Source organism: Helicobacter apodemus (assembly GCF_003097575.1).
GTDB classification, from domain to species: domain Bacteria; phylum Campylobacterota; class Campylobacteria; order Campylobacterales; family Helicobacteraceae; genus Helicobacter_D; species Helicobacter_D apodemus.
The window spans coordinates 576,640-598,052 of record NZ_CP021886.1; the positions used below are offsets into that span (position 1 = coordinate 576,640).

16 protein-coding genes and 2 pseudogenes are annotated in these 21,413 nt (G+C 33.1%); 11 read left to right on the plus strand and 7 right to left on the minus strand.

Going from position 1 to position 21,413, the window contains the following annotated elements; genetic code table 11:
* Positions 1 to 12 precede the first annotated feature (12 nt).
* The gene (locus tag CDV25_RS02805) at positions 13 to 486 is read right to left on the minus strand and encodes a hypothetical protein (protein ID WP_194145573.1); all 474 of its coding nucleotides are present in this window, start codon (positions 484 to 486) and stop codon (positions 13 to 15) included.
* A gap of 10 nt (positions 487 to 496) precedes the next feature.
* Positions 497 to 2,227 carry a M3 family oligoendopeptidase gene (locus CDV25_RS02810; protein WP_108910682.1) on the minus strand — a complete coding sequence of 577 codons (1,731 nt, stop codon included), beginning with the start codon at positions 2,225 to 2,227 and terminating at the stop codon, positions 497 to 499.
* Positions 2,228 to 2,600: 373 nt separating this feature from the next.
* On the opposite strand from CDV25_RS02810, the gene CDV25_RS02815 reads away from it, so the two are divergent.
* From CDV25_RS02815 to CDV25_RS02825, 3 genes are read left to right on the plus strand one after another with little or no spacing between them, the layout of a single operon-like run.
* Positions 2,601 to 2,855 (plus strand): hypothetical protein, encoded by a 255-nt coding sequence (locus tag CDV25_RS02815; RefSeq protein ID WP_108910683.1) that lies wholly within the window; start codon positions 2,601 to 2,603, stop codon positions 2,853 to 2,855.
* 10 nt (positions 2,856 to 2,865) lie between these two features.
* Positions 2,866 to 3,159: a hypothetical protein gene (locus tag CDV25_RS02820; protein ID WP_108910684.1), complete on the plus strand. Its 294-nt coding sequence runs from the start codon at positions 2,866 to 2,868 to the stop codon at positions 3,157 to 3,159.
* 29 nt (positions 3,160 to 3,188) lie between these two features.
* A complete protein-coding gene (locus tag CDV25_RS02825; RefSeq protein ID WP_108910685.1) occupies positions 3,189 to 3,851 on the plus strand; it encodes a hypothetical protein in 663 nt (220 codons plus the stop codon).
* A 321-nt stretch (positions 3,852 to 4,172) separates the two neighbouring features.
* Here the strand turns inward: CDV25_RS02825 and groL are convergent, their stop codons facing one another.
* Together groL and groES are read right to left on the minus strand one after the other, a co-directional pair.
* On the minus strand, positions 4,173 to 5,813 hold the full coding sequence (groL, locus tag CDV25_RS02830) for a chaperonin GroEL (RefSeq protein WP_108910686.1): 1,641 nt from the start codon (positions 5,811 to 5,813) through the stop codon (positions 4,173 to 4,175).
* 48 nt (positions 5,814 to 5,861) lie between these two features.
* A pseudogene (gene groES, locus CDV25_RS02835) lies at positions 5,862 to 6,119 on the minus strand (co-chaperone GroES); the annotation flags it as partial.
* Positions 6,120 to 6,386: 267 nt separating this feature from the next.
* Between groES and CDV25_RS02840 the strand changes: the two are divergent.
* The 7 genes and pseudogenes from CDV25_RS02840 (at position 6,387) to cfrA (ending at position 13,902) form a co-directional block, all read left to right on the plus strand.
* On the plus strand, positions 6,387 to 7,556 hold the full coding sequence (locus CDV25_RS02840; RefSeq protein WP_108910687.1) for a pyridoxal phosphate-dependent aminotransferase: 1,170 nt from the start codon (positions 6,387 to 6,389) through the stop codon (positions 7,554 to 7,556).
* 409 nt (positions 7,557 to 7,965) lie between these two features.
* Positions 7,966 to 9,474 (plus strand): acetaldehyde dehydrogenase ExaC, encoded by a 1,509-nt coding sequence (gene exaC / locus CDV25_RS02845; RefSeq protein ID WP_239056407.1) that lies wholly within the window; start codon positions 7,966 to 7,968, stop codon positions 9,472 to 9,474.
* 62 nt (positions 9,475 to 9,536) lie between these two features.
* The gene (gene adhP, locus CDV25_RS02850) at positions 9,537 to 10,583 is read left to right on the plus strand and encodes an alcohol dehydrogenase AdhP (protein ID WP_204161860.1); all 1,047 of its coding nucleotides are present in this window, start codon (positions 9,537 to 9,539) and stop codon (positions 10,581 to 10,583) included.
* A gap of 47 nt (positions 10,584 to 10,630) precedes the next feature.
* Entirely contained in the window at positions 10,631 to 10,861 is a 231-nt protein-coding gene (locus CDV25_RS10470; RefSeq protein WP_239056408.1) for a thioredoxin domain-containing protein, read from the plus strand.
* The gene (locus tag CDV25_RS10475; RefSeq protein ID WP_239056458.1) at positions 10,810 to 11,133 is read left to right on the plus strand and encodes a redoxin family protein; all 324 of its coding nucleotides are present in this window, start codon (positions 10,810 to 10,812) and stop codon (positions 11,131 to 11,133) included. The genes CDV25_RS10470 and CDV25_RS10475 overlap by 52 nt, the downstream gene beginning before the upstream one ends.
* 31 nt (positions 11,134 to 11,164) lie before the next feature.
* The gene (locus CDV25_RS02860; RefSeq protein WP_108910689.1) at positions 11,165 to 11,527 is read left to right on the plus strand and encodes a DUF779 domain-containing protein; all 363 of its coding nucleotides are present in this window, start codon (positions 11,165 to 11,167) and stop codon (positions 11,525 to 11,527) included.
* Between the two features lie 261 nt (positions 11,528 to 11,788).
* Positions 11,789 to 13,902, plus strand: a pseudogene (gene cfrA / locus CDV25_RS02865) (TonB-dependent ferric enterobactin receptor CfrA).
* Between the two features lie 368 nt (positions 13,903 to 14,270).
* Here the strand turns inward: cfrA and CDV25_RS02870 are convergent.
* Genes CDV25_RS02870 through fliK form a run of 3 tightly spaced genes read right to left on the minus strand, consistent with a single transcriptional unit; the run spans position 14,271 to position 19,481 of the window.
* Positions 14,271 to 16,532, minus strand: coding sequence for a flagellar hook-basal body complex protein (locus CDV25_RS02870; protein WP_108910690.1), 2,262 nt, complete (start codon positions 16,530 to 16,532; stop codon positions 14,271 to 14,273).
* A gap of 12 nt (positions 16,533 to 16,544) precedes the next feature.
* On the minus strand, positions 16,545 to 17,486 hold the full coding sequence (gene flgD / locus CDV25_RS02875) for a flagellar hook assembly protein FlgD (RefSeq protein ID WP_108910691.1): 942 nt from the start codon (positions 17,484 to 17,486) through the stop codon (positions 16,545 to 16,547).
* Positions 17,487 to 17,495: 9 nt separating this feature from the next.
* The gene (gene fliK, locus CDV25_RS02880) at positions 17,496 to 19,481 is read right to left on the minus strand and encodes a flagellar hook-length control protein FliK (RefSeq protein ID WP_108910692.1); all 1,986 of its coding nucleotides are present in this window, start codon (positions 19,479 to 19,481) and stop codon (positions 17,496 to 17,498) included.
* 124 nt (positions 19,482 to 19,605) lie between these two features.
* Here fliK and typA point away from each other — a divergent pair, with 124 nt between their 5' ends.
* Positions 19,606 to 21,405 carry a translational GTPase TypA gene (typA, locus tag CDV25_RS02885; protein ID WP_034554856.1) on the plus strand — a complete coding sequence of 600 codons (1,800 nt, stop codon included), beginning with the start codon at positions 19,606 to 19,608 and terminating at the stop codon, positions 21,403 to 21,405.
* Positions 21,406 to 21,413 lie beyond the last annotated feature (8 nt).

Sequence of the window (21,413 nt, forward strand, 5' to 3'; positions counted from 1 at the left end):
AGCAAAAATTTCTCATTTTTTAAACTTACTATTTTTAGGGTTTGATAATAAAGCTTTCATTGAACTATTAATCCCCTCTTCTTCATTATTTTTGGCATTTTTAGGCTCTAAAAGCACTCCAAACAAATTAATATAAAGACATAAGTCAGAACGAAAATTCTCATCATCAGGTAATAAAATTTGCACAATGCTTTCTAAAGGAACTGTTACAAAACTCCCCAAATTATCCTCACCAAATCCTGCTTCAAAATATAAATTATTCTCCTCTAACTCTAAACTCTCAAAAGTATAGCCAGCTAAAATAAACATTGTTAAATCATTAAAGGTATCATAAATCTGATTGGGTAATGGAGGTTCAAACTTCACACAAGCGACACTACAGACAATAGAAAAATTTATGCGTTTATCCATAAGAACTTTTATTATTTCATAGCAATGCCTTTTTAATAGAGATAAAAACCTTTTATCACTTAACAAAATTTTCACCACCCCCTCCTTATAAAATGCCTTTTAATTCTTCAAGCAATAATCTCACTTCATTAATACCAATTTTCCAAAAATCTTTATCCTCAATATCAAGCCCAAAAATAGCAACAAGATCCTTAGGTGACTGACTACCTCCAAGGCTCAAAAACTTTTCATATTTAGGAATAAAACTTTTACCCTCTTCACGATATACACCAAAAAGTGCCATTACTAAAAGTTGTCCATAGCTATAAGCATAGCAATAAAAAGGTGTATGAATAAAATGAGGAATATAAGACCACCACAGACGATAATTTTCACTTAAAATTACACTATCCCCAAACATTTTTTGATTTTCATCTTGCCATATTGTATTAATTTCCTCTGTGGATAACTCACCCTCTTTTGTATGAATCCTACGTTCAAAGTTTGTAAAAACATTTTGCCTAAAAAGTGTCGCAAAAATATCCTCTAATTTTCCAGCATAAAGGGCAATTTTCTCCTCTTTCTTTAAAGAATCTTTCATATTCTCAAATAAGAGCATTTCAGCAAATACGGAGGCGGTTTCAGCAGTAGTTAAAGGTGTATCAGAATTTAAATACCCCACACTATAAGAAAGATTTTGATGGATAGTGTGCCCCAATTCGTGAGCTATCGTAAAAACATCTCTCCTTTGGTTAGTATGATTTAAGAGCAAATAAGGATGAACACTTGCAATCCCACTATGGCTAAAAGCTCCTCCTCGTTTATTGTCTCTAGGATGAGAATCAATCCAACCCTCCTCAAAAGCCTTTTTGGCAATCTCATAAAATTTAGTAGAAAAATCCTTAAAAGTATCCAAGATGATCTTTTTAGAGTCTTCATAATTAAAAACTTCATTATTACTCATAGGCAAAGGTGCATACCTATCATAATCATAAAGTTTATCATAGCTTAAAAGCCCACTTTTTATATTGTAATACTCCTCAACAATTTTTACATTTTCATCAATAGTTTGCACCATTAAATCTACGCTTTTTTGTGTCGTTTGGTTACTGATATGGCGAGATTCTTCTAAGCTTTCATATCCTCTAAGCTCACTTTGTATTTTTAAATCTTTTCTCACAACATTATAAATATACGTCAAAAACTCTATATTCCTATTTAACTCTAAGCTCAAAGATTGTGCTGCTTTTTTTCTTGTCTCTCTATCTTTATGGTAAAGAAAACTTAAAATTTCTTCTTCGCTTAGCTCTTGTTCATCAAACTTAAATTTTATGCGACTAAAATGCTCATCAAAAAGCCTTTTAAAGGCATCAACCCCAACGGGTTGTGTTTTTAATAAAATTTTTTCTTCAGGTAGGGTTAGTTGATGTTTAGCATTTTTAGATAAAAGCTCCAAAAAATAAGTGTATTTTCCACCTTGCTGGATAAACTGCTCTTGCAATTCTTTTGGAAGTGCATTAAACTCCACTTCAAAAAAGAGTAAAGATTCTTGGGCTTTATTAACCTGCATTTCACATTCTGCATAAAACGCTCCCTCTTTGGTATTAGCAGCAAAAGATAAAAAAGCATAAGTCATTATTCTAGCAAGATCTTCACAATTATTTTCATAAGTTTCTACAAGTATAAAAAACTCTTTGGGGCTTAAAGCGTGAAGTTTATCTTTATATTTCTCTTCAAATATTTTTGTATTTTCAATACTTTTTTTAATAGCAACTTGCAAAGAATCTTTATCCTTAAAAAGTGGAGTTAAATCCCACAAACTCTTCATATCTTGCATAACATTCCTTTTTAAATATAAATCTCACCTAAATCACAAATTCTACACCAAATGCACTTAATTTAGAATATTTTAGATAAATTTTATCATTCTTTAATCATTTGCAAATAGATTATTTATAAATCTCTTGATTGCTTTTTTATTTAACATAAAATAAAGTCATACATTTCCTATATCATTAACAACACCATCATCAAATAATAAGCCCTTCTTCTACATAATTTTCAAAAATACTTAATATTGTAACAGCTCTATGGCATAATGAGAAATATTATTCTTAATTAAGCTCCATCTTAATAAATGAGGCTTATTATTTTAGAATATTCTAAGGCTAAAGTTAAAACATTTTTAAAAACTTAAAAAGAGAATTCTTATGAAAAAGACATTATTAAAAATGCTTTTGGTCGCAGGTATCAGTGTTTATTCTTATGGAAATATAGATTATAATCAAAGTAATGATAGTTTTAATGTGTTGCAAAAATATGAAACCATAAAAACTAATGAAAATAAACAAAATACAAAAAATATCATTGCAAGTGCAGAATCTAAGTCTGGATTAGTGAGAAGATGCGTTAGTATGAAAATAGGCAGACGTATTTGTTTTTTAGTATGGAAACCCATAATTTAAAGGAGAGAAAATGCCTATAGGTGGTGCAAACAATATCGTATCAAAGACACTCTATCTATCCGCCAATAATCGCTCACAATCCTCTCTGCAAAGGGAGGCAGAGCAAGATTCACAGACAAAACCAAAAAACATTCAAGAATCTATAAAAGCAAAACTAATAGGGCAAGATTCTAATTATAAACCCGTGCTTTTTAATGATCCTACAAGCGGAAATAGAATTAGCACACTCCTCTCTAAAGAGAATTTAGAGCGATTGCAAGAAAAATTTGATAAAAAAGATTTTTTACCAGAGAAGATGGGCTAATACGCTTAAGCGGCAAGGCAGAATCCTATGTGAGTGGTTGGTATGCACACATTACTACTGGAGATGTGGAAGCACAAAAAGCGGATTTAGACAGGGATGGGAAATTTTCCGAATCAGAAAGAGAGCTAATAAAAGACGGCTATGAATTTGGGATATTAGAAAAAGGTATTTTAAACAATGGTATAGTGGTGCATTCTGTCTCTACAAACTCAAAGGCAGACGATACCAATGTGCGCACCATAGAGGATTTACTCAATAATTTCATCACTCAAGACCAAAATTTAGATGGCGAAATAAGTGTGAAAGAACACATTGAAGTAACTCGGGGTAGCTTAGCAGAGACACTTAAAAATATTTTAAAATCTCAAGAAAATTCTTTAGCCAAAATGGTGGATAACTCCAACCAAGCAAATAATGAAGGAGCAAAAACAAAAAGGAAAAATAAACCCAATATATCAGCTTTAGAGGAGGCAGCAAAAATCTTAGCAAAAATCAAACAAAGTAAAGATTTAAGCTTACTCTCACTACAAGAGCAAGAAGTAGTGCGACAATATTTCGCAGGAGAAGTAGAACAATTAAAACAACAAAATGTTGATTCTAATGCTATCAACCAACATCTAAGCGATAAAATTCAAGAATTTGTAGAAGAGGTTTCCTCTAATAAAAACCTTATTTTTGAAACAAAGGCATAATTAGCACTCTTTATTATAACCTCATCTAAGACTAAAATCATAAATAAAGCAACTTTTAGTCTTAAAACTTTACTACTCTTGACAAAGTTCTGTGCAAAAGCCCTAGTCCTTATTTATATTCCTTTCTAAAAATTTATAAACTATCAAGAAACAAAATTCCTAACAAGGGACTATCATCATTTATATAGCTGTAGATTGTTAAAAGTATTTAGGATTCTTATGATGATGGATTAATTTTTTTGAATTAGAACATAGCAAAAAGCACAAGAAGTTAGAAACTTCTTGCAAGATTTAAAAAAGATTTCAAAAAAGGTAGGGGAATTACATCATTCCACCCATACCTCCCATTCCACCCATGCCACTCATATCAGGCATAGCTGGTTTATCTTCTTTAATCTCATGGACAGTTGCTTCTGTAGTGAGCAACAAGCTAGATACAGATACTGCATTTTGTAGAGCGATTCTAGCAACTTTGAGGGGATCAATAATTCCAGCTTCAAACATATCAACATATTTTCCGCTTGAAGCGTCAAATCCATTGTTAATATTAGAATCTTTTTCCACATTATTAACAACCACACCATCATCAAATCCAGCATTTGCAGCAATTTGCTTAATAGGAGCTGAAATGGCACGTTTAATAATTTCATAACCAATTTTTTCATCACCCTCTAAATTAAGTTTTACTTTTGCTGCAGCACGAATTAAAGCAGCTCCACCACCAATAATAATCCCTTCTTCTACAGCAGCTTTAGTTGCAGAAAGTGCATCATCTACTCTATCTTTTTTCTCTTTCATTTCTACTTCACTTGCAGCACCCACTTTGATAACTGCCACACCACCACTAAGTTTTGCTAATCGCTCTTGGAGTTTTTCTTTATCATAATCACTAGTTGTCGATTCAATTTGTGTTTTAATCTGTGCTATTCTAGCATTTACTGCACCTTTATCCCCTGCTCCATCTACAATAGTTGTATTATCTTTATCAATAACAATTCTTGAAGCTTGCCCTAAATCTTCAATAGTAGCATTTTCTAGTGTTTTACCAAGCTCTTCACTAATCACTTCTCCACCTGTTAAAGTCGCAATATCTTTTAGCATTTCCTTTCTTCTATCGCCAAATCCAGGAGCTTTAACAGCAGCAACATTTAAAACACCCCTTAATTTATTGACAACCAAAGTTGTTAAAGCCTCACCCTCAATATCTTCAGCAATAATTAATAGAGGCTTACCACCTTTCATTGTAGATTCTAAGAGCGGCAAAATATCTTTCATAGAAGTAATTTTTTTATCGGTTAAGAGAATATAGGGATGCTCTAACTCTGCCTCCATTTTATCGCTATTAGTTACAAAATAGGGGCTTAAATAACCTCTATCAAACTGCATACCTTCAACGACACTTAACTCATCATTAATCCCTTTTGCTTCTTCAACGGTTATAACCCCATCTTTTCCTACTTTTTCCATAGCTTCAGCGATTAAATCTCCTACTTTTGCATCAGAATTTGCAGAAATTGACGCAACTTGGGCAATTTCTTTTTTACCCGCTACAGGTTTTGTAATTTTCTTAAGCTCTTCAGTAATAGCTTCCGCTGCTTTATCCATACCTCTTTTTACCTCAATAGGATTTGCTCCTGCTGTAATATTCCTTAAACCCTCTTTAAAAATACTATAAGCTAAAACAGTGGCTGTTGTTGTTCCATCCCCTGCTGCATCAGCTGTCTTACTAGCAACCTCTTTAACAAGTTGAGCACCCATATTTGCGATAGGATCTGCTAATTCTATCTCTTTTGCGACAGAAACACCATCTTTGGTAATACTTGGTGCACCAAAACTTTTTTGGATAAGGACATTCCTTCCTCTAGGTCCCATAGTAACTTTTACCGCATCACTTAATTGCTTAACACCTTCAAATAATCTATTTCTTGCATTATCTGAAAAATTAATTTCTTTGCTTGCCATTTTTACTCCTTAAATATAATATATAATCATCAAATTTTAATAAACTTAAGCTATTACGCCTAAAACGTCTTCTAATTTTAATATTAAATATTCCACACCATCAAGCTTTACTTCTGTTCCAGAATATTTACCAAATACAATTTTATCATTGGTTTTTACATCTTTTACTTCACTTCCAACAGCTTTTACAATACCCATTAAAGGCTTTTCTTTAGCATTATCAGGAATAATGATTCCAGAAGCAGTTTTAGTATCTTCTTCAAGTCTTTCTACTAAGACTCTTTCTCCAAGTGGCTTAAAATTCATAGGAATTACCTCCATCAAATAATTTTTTATAAAAACGAGTGCAATTATAATTAAAAAAAAATCTTTTGTCAATAACCTTAGTAAAAAAATTCATTTAAATTTAGTCTAATAAACTAAACATTAATAAGTGTATCTAACTAAATATGATAAAAACCTAGCATAATTCTAGATATAAATTAATATTTTCAAATTTTTGTAAAGAAAATAAAGCTATACTACTTAGTAAATAAACACAATATTTTAACTACAAAAAGTAAGGATTCTTTTATGTATTCATATTCAGACAGAATTAATAACCTCTCAGAATCTATTACCATAGCAATTAGCACATTAGCTAGAGATTTAAAAGCACAGGGTAAAGACATTCTTTCATTTTCCGCCGGAGAACCCGATTTTAATACACCACAAGCCATTAGAGAGGAAGCTATAAAGGCTATCCAAGAAGGATTTACAAAATATACTGCTGTTTGTGGAATCCCAGAACTACTACAAGCTATTAGCGACAAATTAAAAAGAGAGAATGATTTAAACTACACCACCAAAGAAATTATTGTAAGCAATGGAGCAAAACATTCCCTCTTTAATGTTATTGCAGCACTTATCCAAAAAGGCGATGAAGTCCTTATCCCCACCCCTTATTGGGTTACCTACCCAGAGCTTGTATCTTACAGCTTAGGGACAAATGTATTTTTGCAAACTACACAAGAAAATAATTTTAAAATCACTCCCCAACAATTAAAAGATTCCATCACTCCTAAAACTAAAATGCTGATTTTAACCACTCCTTCAAATCCTACAGGAATGCTCTATTCTAAAGAAGAATTACAAGCACTTGCTGAAGTCTTAAAAGGAACAAATATTTGGGTTATTAGTGATGAAATCTATGAAAAGCTTGTTTATAATGGTAGCTTCACCTCTACTGCAAGTATTAACTCTGATATGTTAGAGAGGACTATTACCATTAATGGATTAAGTAAATCTGTGGCTATGACAGGTTGGCGTATAGGTTATTTAGCGTGCAAAGATAAAAAGCTATGCAAACTTATTGATAATCTCCAAAGTCAATCGACTTCTAATGTCTGCTCTATCACGCAAAGGGCTTCTATAGCTGCGCTTGATGGGAGAGCGGATGAAGAAATCAAAAAAATGCGATTAGCTTTTGAAGAAAGAAGGGATTTTGCTTGCAAAAAAATTAATGCTATCAAAGGATTAAATGTAAATACTCCAGATGGTGCTTTCTACCTCTTTGTAAATTGCTCAGAAGTTGAATATGATTCTATGCATTTTTGCAAATCTTTGCTAGAAAAAGTTGGGGTTGCAGTTGTTCCAGGTATTGGATTTGGAATGGATGGATATTTTAGATTTTCTTTTGCTACGGATTTAAAAAGTATTGAAGAAGGTATTAAACGAATAGAAAGTTTCTGCAATTCCCATTAAAGCTAAAGCAATACATCTTCTTTTAATACTAAAATTGATTGATTTATTAGGGATTATCAATATCTCTTTGCAGTCTATCCCAAATATACCCAAATAAAACTATTTTAACTTACCTCTATCTATAACTAATCTTAATAGTGATCTAAATAAGAAGTAACTCTATATAATTATTTCAATAATTAATAATCTAATAATCCCATTTATAACCCTATTTCTTGGGATAAACTAATCTCACCCTCTAAATGAATATTGTTTATAAGTTTCTAAAAGTAACATAATAATTTATATATTACTTTATTATCAAGGTATTATAAACTTTAAAACAAATTGTATAGTATCCTATGAATGAGAATTAAGTTCAATTATAAAGTCAATTCTCACTAAATCTTTAATAAGAAAGGAGATGAGCTTGAGTCAATATACAAAAATTTCAAATGTGTTTAAACAACAATACGAAAACTACATTGGCGGTCAATGGGTTCCACCAGTTGATGGAAAATACATTGAAAATAAAACGCCTATTTCTGGGGAAGTGCTTTGCAAAGTTCCACTATCAAGTGATAAAGATATAGAAAATGCTCTTGATGCGGCACATAAAGCCAAAGATAAGTGGGCTAGCACAAGTCCTACTGAACGTTCTAGGATTTTATTAAAAATTGCTGATAGGATTGAAGAAAATCTTGATTTAATCGCCCACGCAGAAACTTGGGATAATGGCAAACCTATCCGTGAAACACTCAATGCAGACATACCTTTGAGTGCCGATCATTTTCGTTATTTTGCCGGTTGTTTGCGTGCTCAAGAAGGAAGCATTAGTGAAATTGATGAAAACACTATAGCCTATCATTTTCACGAACCTCTAGGAGTAGTTGGGCAAATCATTCCTTGGAACTTTCCTCTTTTAATGGCAGCTTGGAAACTTGCTCCTGCATTAGCGGCGGGAAATTGTGTAGTTATAAAACCAGCAAGCCCTACTCCAGCAAGTATTTTAGTGCTTTTTGACATCATTGGCGATTTGCTCCCTGCAGGGGCAGTTAATATTGTTAATGGAAGTGGAGGAAAGATAGGGAAATCACTTGCAACAAATCCAAAAATCGCTAAGGTAGCCTTTACAGGCTCTACAAGTGTTGGGCGGCAAATTATGCAGTTCGCTACAGAAAATATTATTCCTTGCACTTTAGAGCTTGGAGGTAAATCGCCTAATATTTTCTTTGAAGATGTTATGGCATATGAAGATGAATACCTAGATAAAGCCATTGAAGGACTTGTCCTTTTTGCCTTTAATCAAGGTGAGGTTTGCACTTGCCCAAGTCGAGCTTTAATCCACGAAAAAATTTATGATAAATTTATGGAAAAAGTCCTTAAACGAGTGGAAGCTATCAAAGTGGGGAATCCTTTAGACCCAAATACAATGATGGGTGCTCAAGTAGATGAAAAGCAAGTAGAAACTATTTTAAATTACATAAAAGTAGGAAAAGAAGAAGGTGCACAATGCCTTATTGGTGGTGAGAGAAATCAACTAAGTGGTGAATTATCCAAGGGTTGCTATATCAAGCCTACCATCTTTAAAGGACACAATAAAATGCGTATATTCCAAGAAGAGATTTTTGGTCCTGTTTTAGCTGTAACCACCTTTAAAGATGATAAAGAAGCCCTAGAGATTGCTAATGATACAATCTATGGTTTAGGAAGTGGCGTTTGGACACGTGATATTAATAGAGCTTATAGATTTGGACGAGGCATTCAAGCAGGGCGAGTTTGGACAAATTGTTATCACGCCTATCCTGCACACGCAGCATTTGGAGGCTATAAACAATCAGGAATCGGTAGAGAAACCCATAAAATGATGCTAGATCATTACCAACAAACTAAAAATATATTGGTAAATTATTCTATCAACAAATTAGGTTTCTTTTAATAAAAACTAAATTAATGGGAATTTAACCCCATTAAATAAAACTAAAATTTAAGGAGTTTAAAATGAGTATCCCAAAAACTATGAGAGCAGCTGTATCTAAAGAGTATGGAAAACCTCTTGTTATCGAAGAAGTTCCCGTTCCAAAACCGGGCAAAAATGAAATATTAGTAAAAATTGAAGCTTGCGGAGTTTGCCATACAGATTTGCACGCTTGCGATGGTGATTGGCCTGTAAAACCTAAAGCAAACCTTATCCCCGGACACGAAGGCGTTGGTAGAATCGTAGAATTAGGGGAAGGTGTAACGCATTTAAAAGTGGGTGATGTTGTTGGAATTCCTTGGCTTTATAGTGCTTGCGGACATTGTGAGCATTGCTTTGGAGGATGGGAGACACTTTGCGAAAGTCAAGAAAATGGAGGATATTCTGTCAATGGTGGCTTTGCGGAATATGCTGTAGGGGCTGCGGATTATGTTGGTATATTAGATAAAAATTTAAGCCATCAAGACTTAGTGAATATCGCCCCCATTCTTTGTGCAGGTGTAACTGTTTATAAAGGCTTAAAAATGACTGAAGCACGACCAGGAGAGTGGGTAACCATTTCTGGGATTGGTGGGTTAGGTCACGTTGCTGTGCAGTATGCTAAGGCAATGGGATTGCGTATTGCTGCTGTTGATGTCGCTGATGACAAACTTGAATTAGCAAAAAAATATGGAGCTGAAGTTGTAGCTAATGCAAAAACTGAAAATGTCGTTGAAAAAATACGCAATGCGACAGATGGAGGAACTCACGGAGTGCTAGTTACTGCTGTTTCCCCAAAAGCTTTTGAACAAGCTGTTGCACTTACAAGAAGAGGTGGAACTGTCGCTATGAATGGTCTTCCTCCAGGAGAATTTCCTATTAGTATTTTCAATATGATTTTAAATGGAATCACAGTAAGGGGTTCTATTGTTGGGACAAGACTTGATTTACAAGAAGCCATTAATTTTGCCCAAACTGGCAGAGTAAAAGCTCATATTACTGCAACAAAGCTAGAAAATGTCAATGAAGTCTTTGATAAAATGAGAAAAGGACAAATTGATGGGAGAATGGTTTTAGATATGGCGCAATAACGCCTTTTAGGTGATTTCACCTAAAAGGTTAAATAAAGGATAAACAAATGACTATTAGTTTTCAAGGAGAAAAAGTGTTTTTAAAAGGAAAACCCCTTAAAGTAGGTGAAAATGCCCCTGAAATAACACTTGTTGGTAAAGATTTTAGCGAAATTAAAGTTGGCAGCAAACAAGATAAAAACAAATTATTAGCGTTGTCCCAAGTCTTGATGGATCGGTTTGTTCTATACAAGCAAAAAGATTCAATCAAGAAGCTACAAAACTTAAAGATTGCATAGTGTATATTGTAAGCATTGACACACCCTTTGCGATGGAGAGATTCTGTTTAGATGCTAATGCAAAAAATATCATCGTAGCTAGCGACTTCATAGATAAAACTTTTGGGGAAAAATATGGTTTAATACTTGCAAATTCTTTTCTTAAAGGAATGCTAACCCATGCTGTTCTTATTATTGATAAAGAAGGCAAATTAATTTATCAAGAAATATGCGAGGAACTTGGTAATGAGCCAAACTATCAAGCAGCTCTTAATAAAATAAATACCCTCTAAGCTAAATCTTAGTATCAAGGATAATAAATAAATGGTTAAACGCGTAATTGCAACACAAAAAGCATTAGAGTTAATTAAAAAACTCCAAGAGGAATATGGTAAGCTTCTCTTTCATCAAAGCGGTGGTTGCTGTGATGGTTCTGTTCCTTTATGTTACCAAAAAGGAGATTTCAAAGTTGGGGAGAATGATACTCTTTTAGGATATATAGGCGAAGCCCCTTTTTACATTCATTATACCCAATATGAATATTATAAACATACACAACTTATCATTAACGCAAAAGAAGGAAATGGTAGCGAATATTCTTTAGAATATGGAAGCGGCGAAATGTTTGTTTTAGAGTTAAGGCTATTTAGTGATGAGGAAATACAAGCATTACAGACCACTTCTTAATGCTATTTTGCAATTCAAACTTCCACTCCTTTCATTATCTCTATAAACTCAAAGAATCTATAAAATTTATAAAAACTTAAAAATCCTTTTTTAAATCGCTACAATATATATAAATAAAAGTAATTATTATAATAATAATTTAATAAACCTTTTTGTATAACTACAATTGCTTAATGCTTAATGCTTAATGCTTAATGCTTAATGCTTAATGCTTAATGCTTAATGCTAATAATAAATTATTAAACGAAGGAAAGAAAAGTTATGCTAAAAGATTCTACTATTAAAATCACTTTGAGTTCTTTACTGCTATCCCAAGTCTTAGCAATGGGGGATTCAAAATATGTTTTAGATACTTCTGTTGTTAGTGCTTCGGGGTTCTTACAAGATGTTAAAGATGCTCCTGCTACTATCAATGTTATCTCTAAAGAGGAGTTATCAACTAAACCTTATCGTGATATAACAGAAGCTATTGCGGATATTCCCGGCGTAGATTTGTTTGCTAATAAGGGAAAAACAGGAAATTATAATATTACGATGAGGGGTATCACAGGATATACGCTTATATTAGTTGATGGAAGACGTCAAGGGGTTGGGGGTGAAGTTGGTCCTAATGGATTTAATGAAATCTCTAATGCCTTTTTACCTCCGCTATCAGCAATTGAAAGAATAGAGGTTATAAAAGGTCCTATGTCTACCCTTTATGGCTCTGAAGCTTTGGGTGGAGTTATTAATATTATTACCAAAAAAGTTAGCACAAAATGGGGATTAAATGTTCAAAGTGATGGCCTCTTTCATAATGATTCAAGCTGGGGAAATAGTTATTCTGCAAGCCTTTATGGAAGTGGTCCATTAGCGGAAAATTTAGGATTAGCCCTTCGTTACCGACAATTTCATCGGGAGGGTTCTAATGTAACATTCACTAACAACAGTGGACAAGTTGTTCCAAGCAACCAAGAACAAAGCCCAACAAGAGCTAATAACTTCAATGCTGGAGCAAAACTTACTTATCTCCCTACCCCAGAAGATACCATAGCCTTTGATATAGATTATTCTAAAAACTCCTATAACAACAAAAGTGGTCAATTAGGCACATTGACAAGTCCTTTGAATAACGGTGGTTTAACAGGTGGATATACCCCCAAAATGAATGTTGATAAGATTGTAACTTATCTCACACACCAAGGAACTTATAATAATTTTAATCTTGATTCTGGACTTCAATACAATCGTGTTACTAATGATGGCAGAGAAGTTGTAGGACAAGCTACACAGAAAGATTTGGGGAAAAATAGGGATATTAAAGCAGAGGATATTATTGCAGATACTAAAATAGTTATCCCTATAGGGGATAAAAACATCTTAAGCTTGGGGGTGAATACAAATTAGAAAAAATGCGTGACAAGATTGCAAACCCTAATAGCTTTAAACAATACATCTTAGCGTTTTTTGCCGAAGATGAATTTTCTATTTTAGAAAATCTAAACTTAACCTTAGGGGGGAGATATAACCGCCACAAAGAGTTTGGAAACAACTTCTCGCCAAGAGGCTATTTAGTATTTAACCCAAATAATGCCCTAACACTTAAAGGAGGGGTAGCAACAGGGTTTAAAGCCCCCTATGCTAACCGCTTAATCGCTGGAGAATATAATTATGGAGGACAAGGGAGATACCCTATTTATGGAAACCCTAATTTAAAAGAGGAAACTTCTATTAACTATGAAGCCTCTGCTATCTATAATCAAGAAAACTATTATCTAAGCCTAACGGGATACTTTACAAAATTTAAAGATAAAATTTCTAGCACAAGATTTGAACAAAATCAAAATGTCCCAAGTATTGGAGTTTGCTCTGCACAGCGTTGCTTTCAAGCCATTAACCACGGAAAGGTAGATTATAAAGGGATAGAATTAGCAGCAGGCATTACTCCTGCACCAAATCTTAGCTTTGATCTTGCCTATACCTACACAGATAATAAAGTTAAAGAATCTGATACACAAAATGCCATAGGTAAGCCAGAGAGTGGCTCATTGAAACATAACTTAATGGGAAAGGCTACTTATAAAATCCTCAAAGCTACTCCCTACCTCAAAGCAGAATATCAAGGGAATAGATATAGAGATCCTAGCGAATATAGTAGCGTTAATCGATACTATAAAAATGTCTTTTTGCTCTCTTTAGGTTTAGGCTATGAAATTAATAAAGATTGGCATTTAAATATGGGGGTTTATAATTTACTTAACAAAAATTTCACTCAAGATTTCATAAAAACTACTTCAACTAATAACAATGGTCAAGTTACTGAAACTTGGTATAATGCCTATAATCGCGTAGAAGAAGGCAGAAGGTATTATCTCTCCTTAAGTGCAAATTTCTAAATAATAAAGATCTCCTTGTAAAGAATTGAAAGAAAAAATTTCTTTCAATTTTATTTTAAACAACCTTTATTCCAAAGATAAATTAACACCCATACTTATTTTAATTAAAATAAAATTTTAGTGAAGTTTAATTGTATAAGCCATTTTAAATCAAATGGCGTAGCAATTTTTGATAGAATAATGTCATTTATGTTAATATCTCCAAAAACCCCATCAAAGCTTCTTTAGAAAAAGAATTAAAACTTATCCTATTTTTAAGGGTATTTGGTGATTGATTTAACACTCTCCCTTGATTACTAGAATTTACCTATTAAAGGTGCGGGTAAAATTAAGGAATCCCTAAAGAGAGATTCTAGTTTCAAAGGCTATTAATTCCTTTTTAACCCTATAGCTTCTTGCATAAGCTGGTCTGCGGTAGTAATAGATTTTGCACTCATTTGGTAACCCCTTTGATAAATAATCAAGTCCGTTAATGCCGTCCCGGTATCCACATTACTTGTCTCTAACATATGATCTAAGACTCTTCCATATTTTAAAGCTGCATACCCCTTATCTTCCCACGCTAAAAGAGGAGGTCCGCTCACTATAGAGGCTTCTCCATTTCTAATACGAATATTCATCTCTAAAAGATTCCCCCCTACTTTACTTAATCCTTGATCATTAACAAAAGCTGCAATACCAAATCTCCCTAAAGCCTCAATCTTGTTGTTAGTAAAATTGGCTAATATAATCCCTTGATCATTAATGACAATCTCTTTTAATATCCCTTCAGGGGCACCATCTTGCGTAGTAGATTTAACACTAGAATCCGCATAAGCAAAGTTACTTGAGGTCTTGCCATCTTGACTTTTGGTTAAATCCACACTAATATTTCCATTGCCAAAAGGGACTTGAAATACTGGTGCTTCCGCACTACCATCGGGATTAAAACTTATCTCATTGATTATAGGAGTTTCGCTAATAAGTGTTTTACCTGTAACATCATAAATCGCACTCCTTACCTCCCAACGCTCATTAACTGGTGGAGTAACACTTTGGTCTCTTTGCTCTATAAGGATATATTGATTTTTTAAGATAAATTTTTGTCCTGATTCATCATAAATTTCTGTATTACTCTCATAAGTTGGGACTTGCAGCTGTGTGCTACTAAGAGAATTTACAGCAAGAATCTTCCATCCTATAGTATCCTCTAGTGGATTTGTATCCCCTGCTCCATTAACCTTTTGATAAAGTAACCCATTTAAAGAAATAATATTACCTTCCTCATAAGTAGTTCCCCCTTGATAAGTAGCCACTTCACCTATTATAGAATCAGCGATTTCTTTCCAAGATTGGGTATCATCAGCAGGATTACCAACTTGTGCATTATTGGGTTCTTTTTGATAAATTTTCCCCTCAAAAGCAACTAAGTCTCCATCTTGATAGGTTTTATTGTTACTATAAGCTGCTACCCTACTTGAATCTACCAACTTCCAAGCATTAACATCATCAAGAGGATTTCCTGCAGTTGGGGTATTACCATTTTTTTGAAAAATTAATCCTTTATACTTAACATAATCACCATCGGTATAATTAATCGCAGTATCAAATTCTTTAATACGCGTTTCAAAAATAGAATCTAATTTTTGATTGACTGCCTTTAATTCTAATTTATCGGCTAATTTACCACTAATCCCTAAAGTAATATTTTGCAATGTATTATTACCAAGATACAAAGAATGATCTGTTGGGAGTCCATTAGCATCTAATTTTAATCCAAGATCTAAACCGGTATTTTTTTTGATTAATTCTGTCAATTCTTTTATCGTAGTAAAACTATTATCACCCTCTTTACCATAGGTGAAAGTATAACTCGTAGTTTTTCCATTTTGGGTAATGCTAAAAGTAATATCTTTGTGATTTTTAGCATCTAAAGGGGTTCCTTTGGAATCCATCAAGGTATTAATATCTTGATTAAGGAATTTTTCCTTATCAAAATTTCCCTTTTCATCTTGCAAGATACTAATAGGCTTACCATTTTGGGTGCGATTTAGATTAATGGCTAAACCTACTTCACTCGTTAAAGTTGGTTGATAATATAATTCCCTAGGGATCTGTATTGGCTCTAAAGTCGAACCACCAAGACTAGCATAATCTTTTTCTATATCATTAGTGGCCGTAAATGTTCCATCCTCTGCGATTTTTTTAAGGTTAATGCCATACATATAATAACCTAAAGAATTTACCAAATATCCTTCACCATCAAGACTAAAAGAACCATCTCTTGTGAAATAATTTTGCCCCATAGCACTTAGAGGACTTTTAATATCAAAAGAGCCATTCTTATTAGTCCCAACGACAAACCAACCTTTTCCCGAATAGGCTACATTAAAAGCCCCATCTGCTTTTACATAACTTCCATCATTAACATTAATGGCGTTAGACCCAACTTTTACACCATAGTTATAATCATTATTAATAGGAGAGTTTGCATTAACATAATCAAGATTAGTTGCAAAAATACTGCTAAATTCTGGGGAATTTGCTCTAAAACCTGTTGTATTAACATTAGCAATATTATTAGAAGTAACATCAATCCCAAATTGATGCGTTTTAATACCACTTATTCCATTATAAAGAGCTCCTACCATAGTCAATCCTTTTTATTTCTTAGGATAGAAAGATTGTGCTGCAGTAATTGGCATAATAAAATGATCGCCTAATTTAATATAAGGCACCCCTTTATCATAAACAATACTTTGAACCTCTCCCCTTCCCATCTCTGTAGTTAAATATTTGTTAGTATTAGAATCAAGGTTATATTCGGCACTAATTTTATACTCTCCAGCTCTTACAAAACTACCACCATCATCTCTTGTATCCCATTCAAATTCAATATAGCCACTTTTTCCATTATATTCTTTAAGGCTAATTTCTTTTACAATTTGTGTAGTATCCTTACCATCTTTATCTTTAGCTTTAGTTGTAATAGTAACTTTTGGATCTCCTTTAGAGGCGTCAATAGGTTTATCAAAATAAAGCGAAAATTTCACCTTATCATTATTAGATAGCGTAAGGGCAGAATATCCTGTTTCTGCAATTTTACCAATCACATCTACTGCACTATAACTATTTAAAATATTTCCATCAGTGATATTACCTGCTAAAGTCTGCATAGTTTTAAGCATATTATCTTGTGTTTGGATAAGTTTCTCTTGGGCTTCAATAGTTTTTTCATTAGTCTTTTGCATACTCTCCATAGCAGTTGTCATTTTTTCCATAGCAGTTTTCATCTTTTCTTGTGCTTCTACCTGTGTTAATTGTGCAGTTTGCGTTAAAATCTCTTGTGTTTCCATAGGAGCTGTTGGGTCTTGATTTTTAAGCTGCTCTAAAAAAAGCTTCATAAAAGCTTCATTGTTTAAAGAGTTTCCTCCGGTAGGTTTATCATTCTTAGGGATTGGAGAATCCCCAGGAAAAGTCGCATTGTTAGTATTATTAGTCGTGGCATTATTATTTGCATTATTGGTATTATTGGTATTTGTTGTAGCTGTATTTGCTGTGTTAGTTGCAGTAGTATTATTTGTAGTTGTTACATTTGTATTCATTTTTACTCCTTAAGCATCATAGGAAAAGCGTAAATCCATATGAGAAATTTCTCTATAAGAATCCTCGACTTGTTGATAAACATACAAGCTATTTTCATTCCTTTTTTGATGATTTTGAGAATTTTGGTGAAAATTTTGTTGAGAATTTCCTCTATTTGAATCACTAAACCCGCCTCCTAAGCTATTTCCTGCAGTATCTTTAAAGTCCATTTGCACTTCATTAAATCCTAAATTACTTAATTGGTTTTTAAAATCTTGTGCATTTTGCATAAAAAGCTGTAAAGCTTGCTGATTAGAACCAATTTGAATATGAATATTATCCCCTCTTTTTGTAATGGTAAGTTCAACACTCCCTAAATTTTGAGGATTTAATTCTAAGGAAATTTTAGTAACAGGTGGGCGATAGTTTTGTAAAGCCTCTTTTAGCTTGTCGCTAAAGTGTATAAAAGTATTTTGGATACTAAAACGTTCAATATTTTGGCTTTGTATGGCACCTTGATAAACTTCTTGATAGTTTTTTTCTTTTATCTCCTTTTGTATGGGGCTTGCCTCTTTAGTTTCTGATACAAAAGAGCTTTTAGCTGAATTTTGCATTTTTAAAAGATTATCTAAAAAACTTTGTTGTGAATGCTCTTTAACCTGTATTTCCTCTTTAGTAATATTTTGTATATTTTGCCTCTCTTCTTGTAAGGCAAAATGCTGTTTTTCATAAGATTTATCCATAATTTTGTTTTCTTTCTTAACAGAGGAATAAGGGTTTTTCTCCTCTTTAAAAGAAATTTTTGGCTTCTCTTGCTTACTAAGATTTTCTTTTGTTTGCTTAATAGCTGTTTTAGAGGATTGTTCTAAAATAATATTAGAATCTTTAGGAATTACATTTATAACCTCCTTTGGACTAGAAGGTATTTGAGAATCTTTGAGATCTTTTTTCTCTCCCTTTTGCGTTAAAGTAGAAATAGTTTTTTCTTGATGTGTATTTTTTAAGCCTTTGGGGTTTTCTTTTATTACTTGAAAATCCTCTTTTACTTCTTGGATGATCTTATCTTTTTCTTTTTTTAAGGAGAGATTTTTTTCTATCTTTTTGCCATTTTCTAAGATTTTTTTATCTTGTAAAAAAATCGCGTTTATAACCTCCTTTGGACCAGAAGGTATTTGAAAATCTTTGAAATCTTTTTTCTCCCCCTTTTGCGTTAAAGTAGAAATAGTTTTTTCTTGATGTGTATTTTTTAAGCCTTTGGGGTTTTCTTTTATTACTTGAAAATCCTCTTTTACTTCTTGGATGATCTTGTCTTTTTCTTTTTTTAAGGAGAGATTTTTTTCTATCTTTTTGCCATTTTCTAAGATTTTTTTATCTTGTAAAATATTGCTTAATACTTCATTAGGAATAGATGCTTTTTTATCTTTTAATCCTGTAACCTTACTTTGAGACTTTTGGGGAATTTCTTGCAATATAGTTTTATTGGGCTTTTGTGTATCCTCTTGAAAATGTATTTTTTTAACAACAAGGTTTAAATTATTGGCTTTTTGAAGAATATCTTTTAAAGTCTTAGGAGATTTTGTTTCTTTTGCCATTTGCAATAATTCTTTGGCATTTTGGGGAATAGATTTGACAATCTCTAAAGTGTTGGCTTTTTTTACAAACCTTTTTTCTATTTCTTTAATTTCTTTAATTTCTTTAATTTCTTTAATTTCTTTAATTTCTTTAGTATTCTTTTTATTTTCTTTTTTCAAGATAAGACTTTCTTGCTTCACCTCTATTATCAGTTCTTCTTTGCTCTCCTGATTATCAAGATTTTTTTGCTCTTTAGATAATAAATTCATCTCTTTTTTTTCTTGTTTATTGAACTCTTTGAGTGCTTCTTTATCTTCTATTAAATCATCAAAAATTTTTGAAAAGGCTACTTCTTCTTGCAAATCCTCTTGGGTTGGAATTTTATTTTTATCTTTGGATACATCGGTTACATTACTCTTATCTATTTCAAGAAAAGAAAGCATAGAATCACCTCTAAAATTTATAAATTTTACCAGCAATATAAGCAAATAGTATTCCTAATTTTTTAGATTTTTTCTAAGACTATTTTCGATAAAATCCGCACAATTTTTATTTTCAAGGAAAGTTATGCAAGAGATTAGAAATATTGCAGTTATTGCTCATGTCGATCACGGAAAAACGACTTTGGTTGATGGTCTCCTTAGACAATCAGGCACTTTTGCAAGCCACGAGCAAATTGATGAACGTGTAATGGATAGTAATGATATTGAAAAAGAAAGAGGTATTACTATTCTTTCAAAAAATACTGCGATCCATTATAAAAACACAAAAATCAATATCATTGATACTCCCGGACACGCCGATTTTGGGGGTGAGGTTGAGAGAGTTTTAAAAATGGTTGATGGCGTCTTATTGCTTGTTGATGCTCAAGAGGGGGTTATGCCACAAACAAAGTTTGTTGTGAAAAAAGCCTTAGCGCTAGGGCTTTGCCCGATTGTTGTAATTAATAAAATCGATAAACCCGCCGCACAACCCGATAGGGTTATTGATGAAGTCTTTGATCTCTTTGCCGCTATGGACGCCAATGAAAAGCAACTTGACTTTCCTGTAGTTTATGCAGCAGCAAGAGATGGCTATGCGATAAAAAACTTAGAAGATGAAAAAAAGAATCTAGAACCGCTCTTTGATGCGATTTTAGAGTATGTCCCTTTGCCTAGCGGTGAATCTAATAATCCACTTCAAATCCAAATCTTTACTTTAGATTATGATAATTATGTAGGAAAAATCGGTATTGCTAGAATCTTTAATGGCAAGGTAAAAAAGGGTGAAAATGTAATGTTAGCTAAAGGCAATGGAGAGAAAACCACGGGCAAGATTACTAAACTCATTGGCTTTTATGGACTTGCTAGGACAGAAATACAAGAGGCACAAGCTGGAGATATTATTGCTCTAGCAGGATTTCACTCTATTAATGTAGGTGATTCTATTGTAGATATTAATAACCCTATCCCACTTGACCCTATGCATTTAGAGGAGCCTACAATGAGTGTAAATTTTGCGGTTAATGATTCCCCTTTTGCAGGATTAGAGGGCAAACATGTAACCGCTAATAAACTCAAAGAGCGATTAGAAAAAGAAATGCAAACCAATATCGCAATGAAAATTGAAGAATTAGGCGAAGGGAAGTTTAAAGTTAGTGGTAGAGGGGAATTACAAATCACTATTCTAGCAGAGAATCTAAGGAGAGAGGATTATGAATTTAGTATCTCGCGTCCAGAAGTTATTACCAAAGAAATAGAGGGAAAGAAATGTGAACCCTTTGAATCTTTAGTGATTGATACACCCCAAGATTACTCGGGCAGTGTTATTGAAAAACTAGGGAGGAGGAAGGCAGAATTAAAAGCTATGAATCCAATGGGAGAGGGATATACACGATTAGAATTTGAAATTCCCGCTAGGGGATTGATTGGTTATAGGAGTGAGTTTTTAACCGATACCAAGGGTGAGGGAGTTATGAATAATAGCTTCTTAGAATTTCGCCCCTTTAGTGGAAGTGTAGAGACAAGAAACAATGGGGCTTTAATCTCTATGGAAAATGGTGAAGCCACACCCTTTTCTTTAGGAAATATTCAAGAAAGAGGAGTTTTGTTTATCCCTCCACAAACAAAGGTTTATATAGGTATGATTATTGGGGAGCATAGCAGAGAAAATGATTTAGATGTTAATCCTATAAAAGCTAAACATTTAACTAATATGCGTGCTAGCGGTAGTGATGATGCCATCAAACTCACCCCACCCCGTGATTTAAATTTAGAAAGAGCTTTAGAGTGGATTGAAGAAGATGAGATTTTAGAAGTAACACCTAAAAATATTCGGATTCGTAAAAAAGTCTTAGATCCAACACAAAGAAAAAGAAAAAATAAGTAAGGAAGGAA

Bases quoted from the DNA above. Each gene is read 5' to 3' on its own strand.
- CDV25_RS02840 (WP_108910687.1), top strand. From the start codon at position 6,387: ATGTATTCATATTCAGACAGAATTAATAACCTCTCAGAATCTATTACC.
- groL (WP_108910686.1), bottom strand. From the start codon at position 5,813: ATGGCAAGCAAAGAAATTAATTTTTCAGATAATGCAAGAAATAGATTA.
- CDV25_RS10470 (WP_239056408.1), top strand. From the start codon at position 10,631: ATGACTATTAGTTTTCAAGGAGAAAAAGTGTTTTTAAAAGGAAAACCC.
- fliK (WP_108910692.1), bottom strand. From the start codon at position 19,481: ATGCTTTCTTTTCTTGAAATAGATAAGAGTAATGTAACCGATGTATCC.
- CDV25_RS02815 (WP_108910683.1), top strand. From the start codon at position 2,601: ATGAAAAAGACATTATTAAAAATGCTTTTGGTCGCAGGTATCAGTGTT.
- adhP (WP_204161860.1), top strand. From the start codon at position 9,537: ATGAGTATCCCAAAAACTATGAGAGCAGCTGTATCTAAAGAGTATGGA.
- typA (WP_034554856.1), top strand. From the start codon at position 19,606: ATGCAAGAGATTAGAAATATTGCAGTTATTGCTCATGTCGATCACGGA.
- flgD (WP_108910691.1), bottom strand. From the start codon at position 17,486: ATGAATACAAATGTAACAACTACAAATAATACTACTGCAACTAACACA.
- CDV25_RS02810 (WP_108910682.1), bottom strand. From the start codon at position 2,227: ATGCAAGATATGAAGAGTTTGTGGGATTTAACTCCACTTTTTAAGGAT.
- CDV25_RS02870 (WP_108910690.1), bottom strand. From the start codon at position 16,532: ATGGTAGGAGCTCTTTATAATGGAATAAGTGGTATTAAAACGCATCAA.
- CDV25_RS02820 (WP_108910684.1), top strand. From the start codon at position 2,866: ATGCCTATAGGTGGTGCAAACAATATCGTATCAAAGACACTCTATCTA.
- CDV25_RS02860 (WP_108910689.1), top strand. From the start codon at position 11,165: ATGGTTAAACGCGTAATTGCAACACAAAAAGCATTAGAGTTAATTAAA.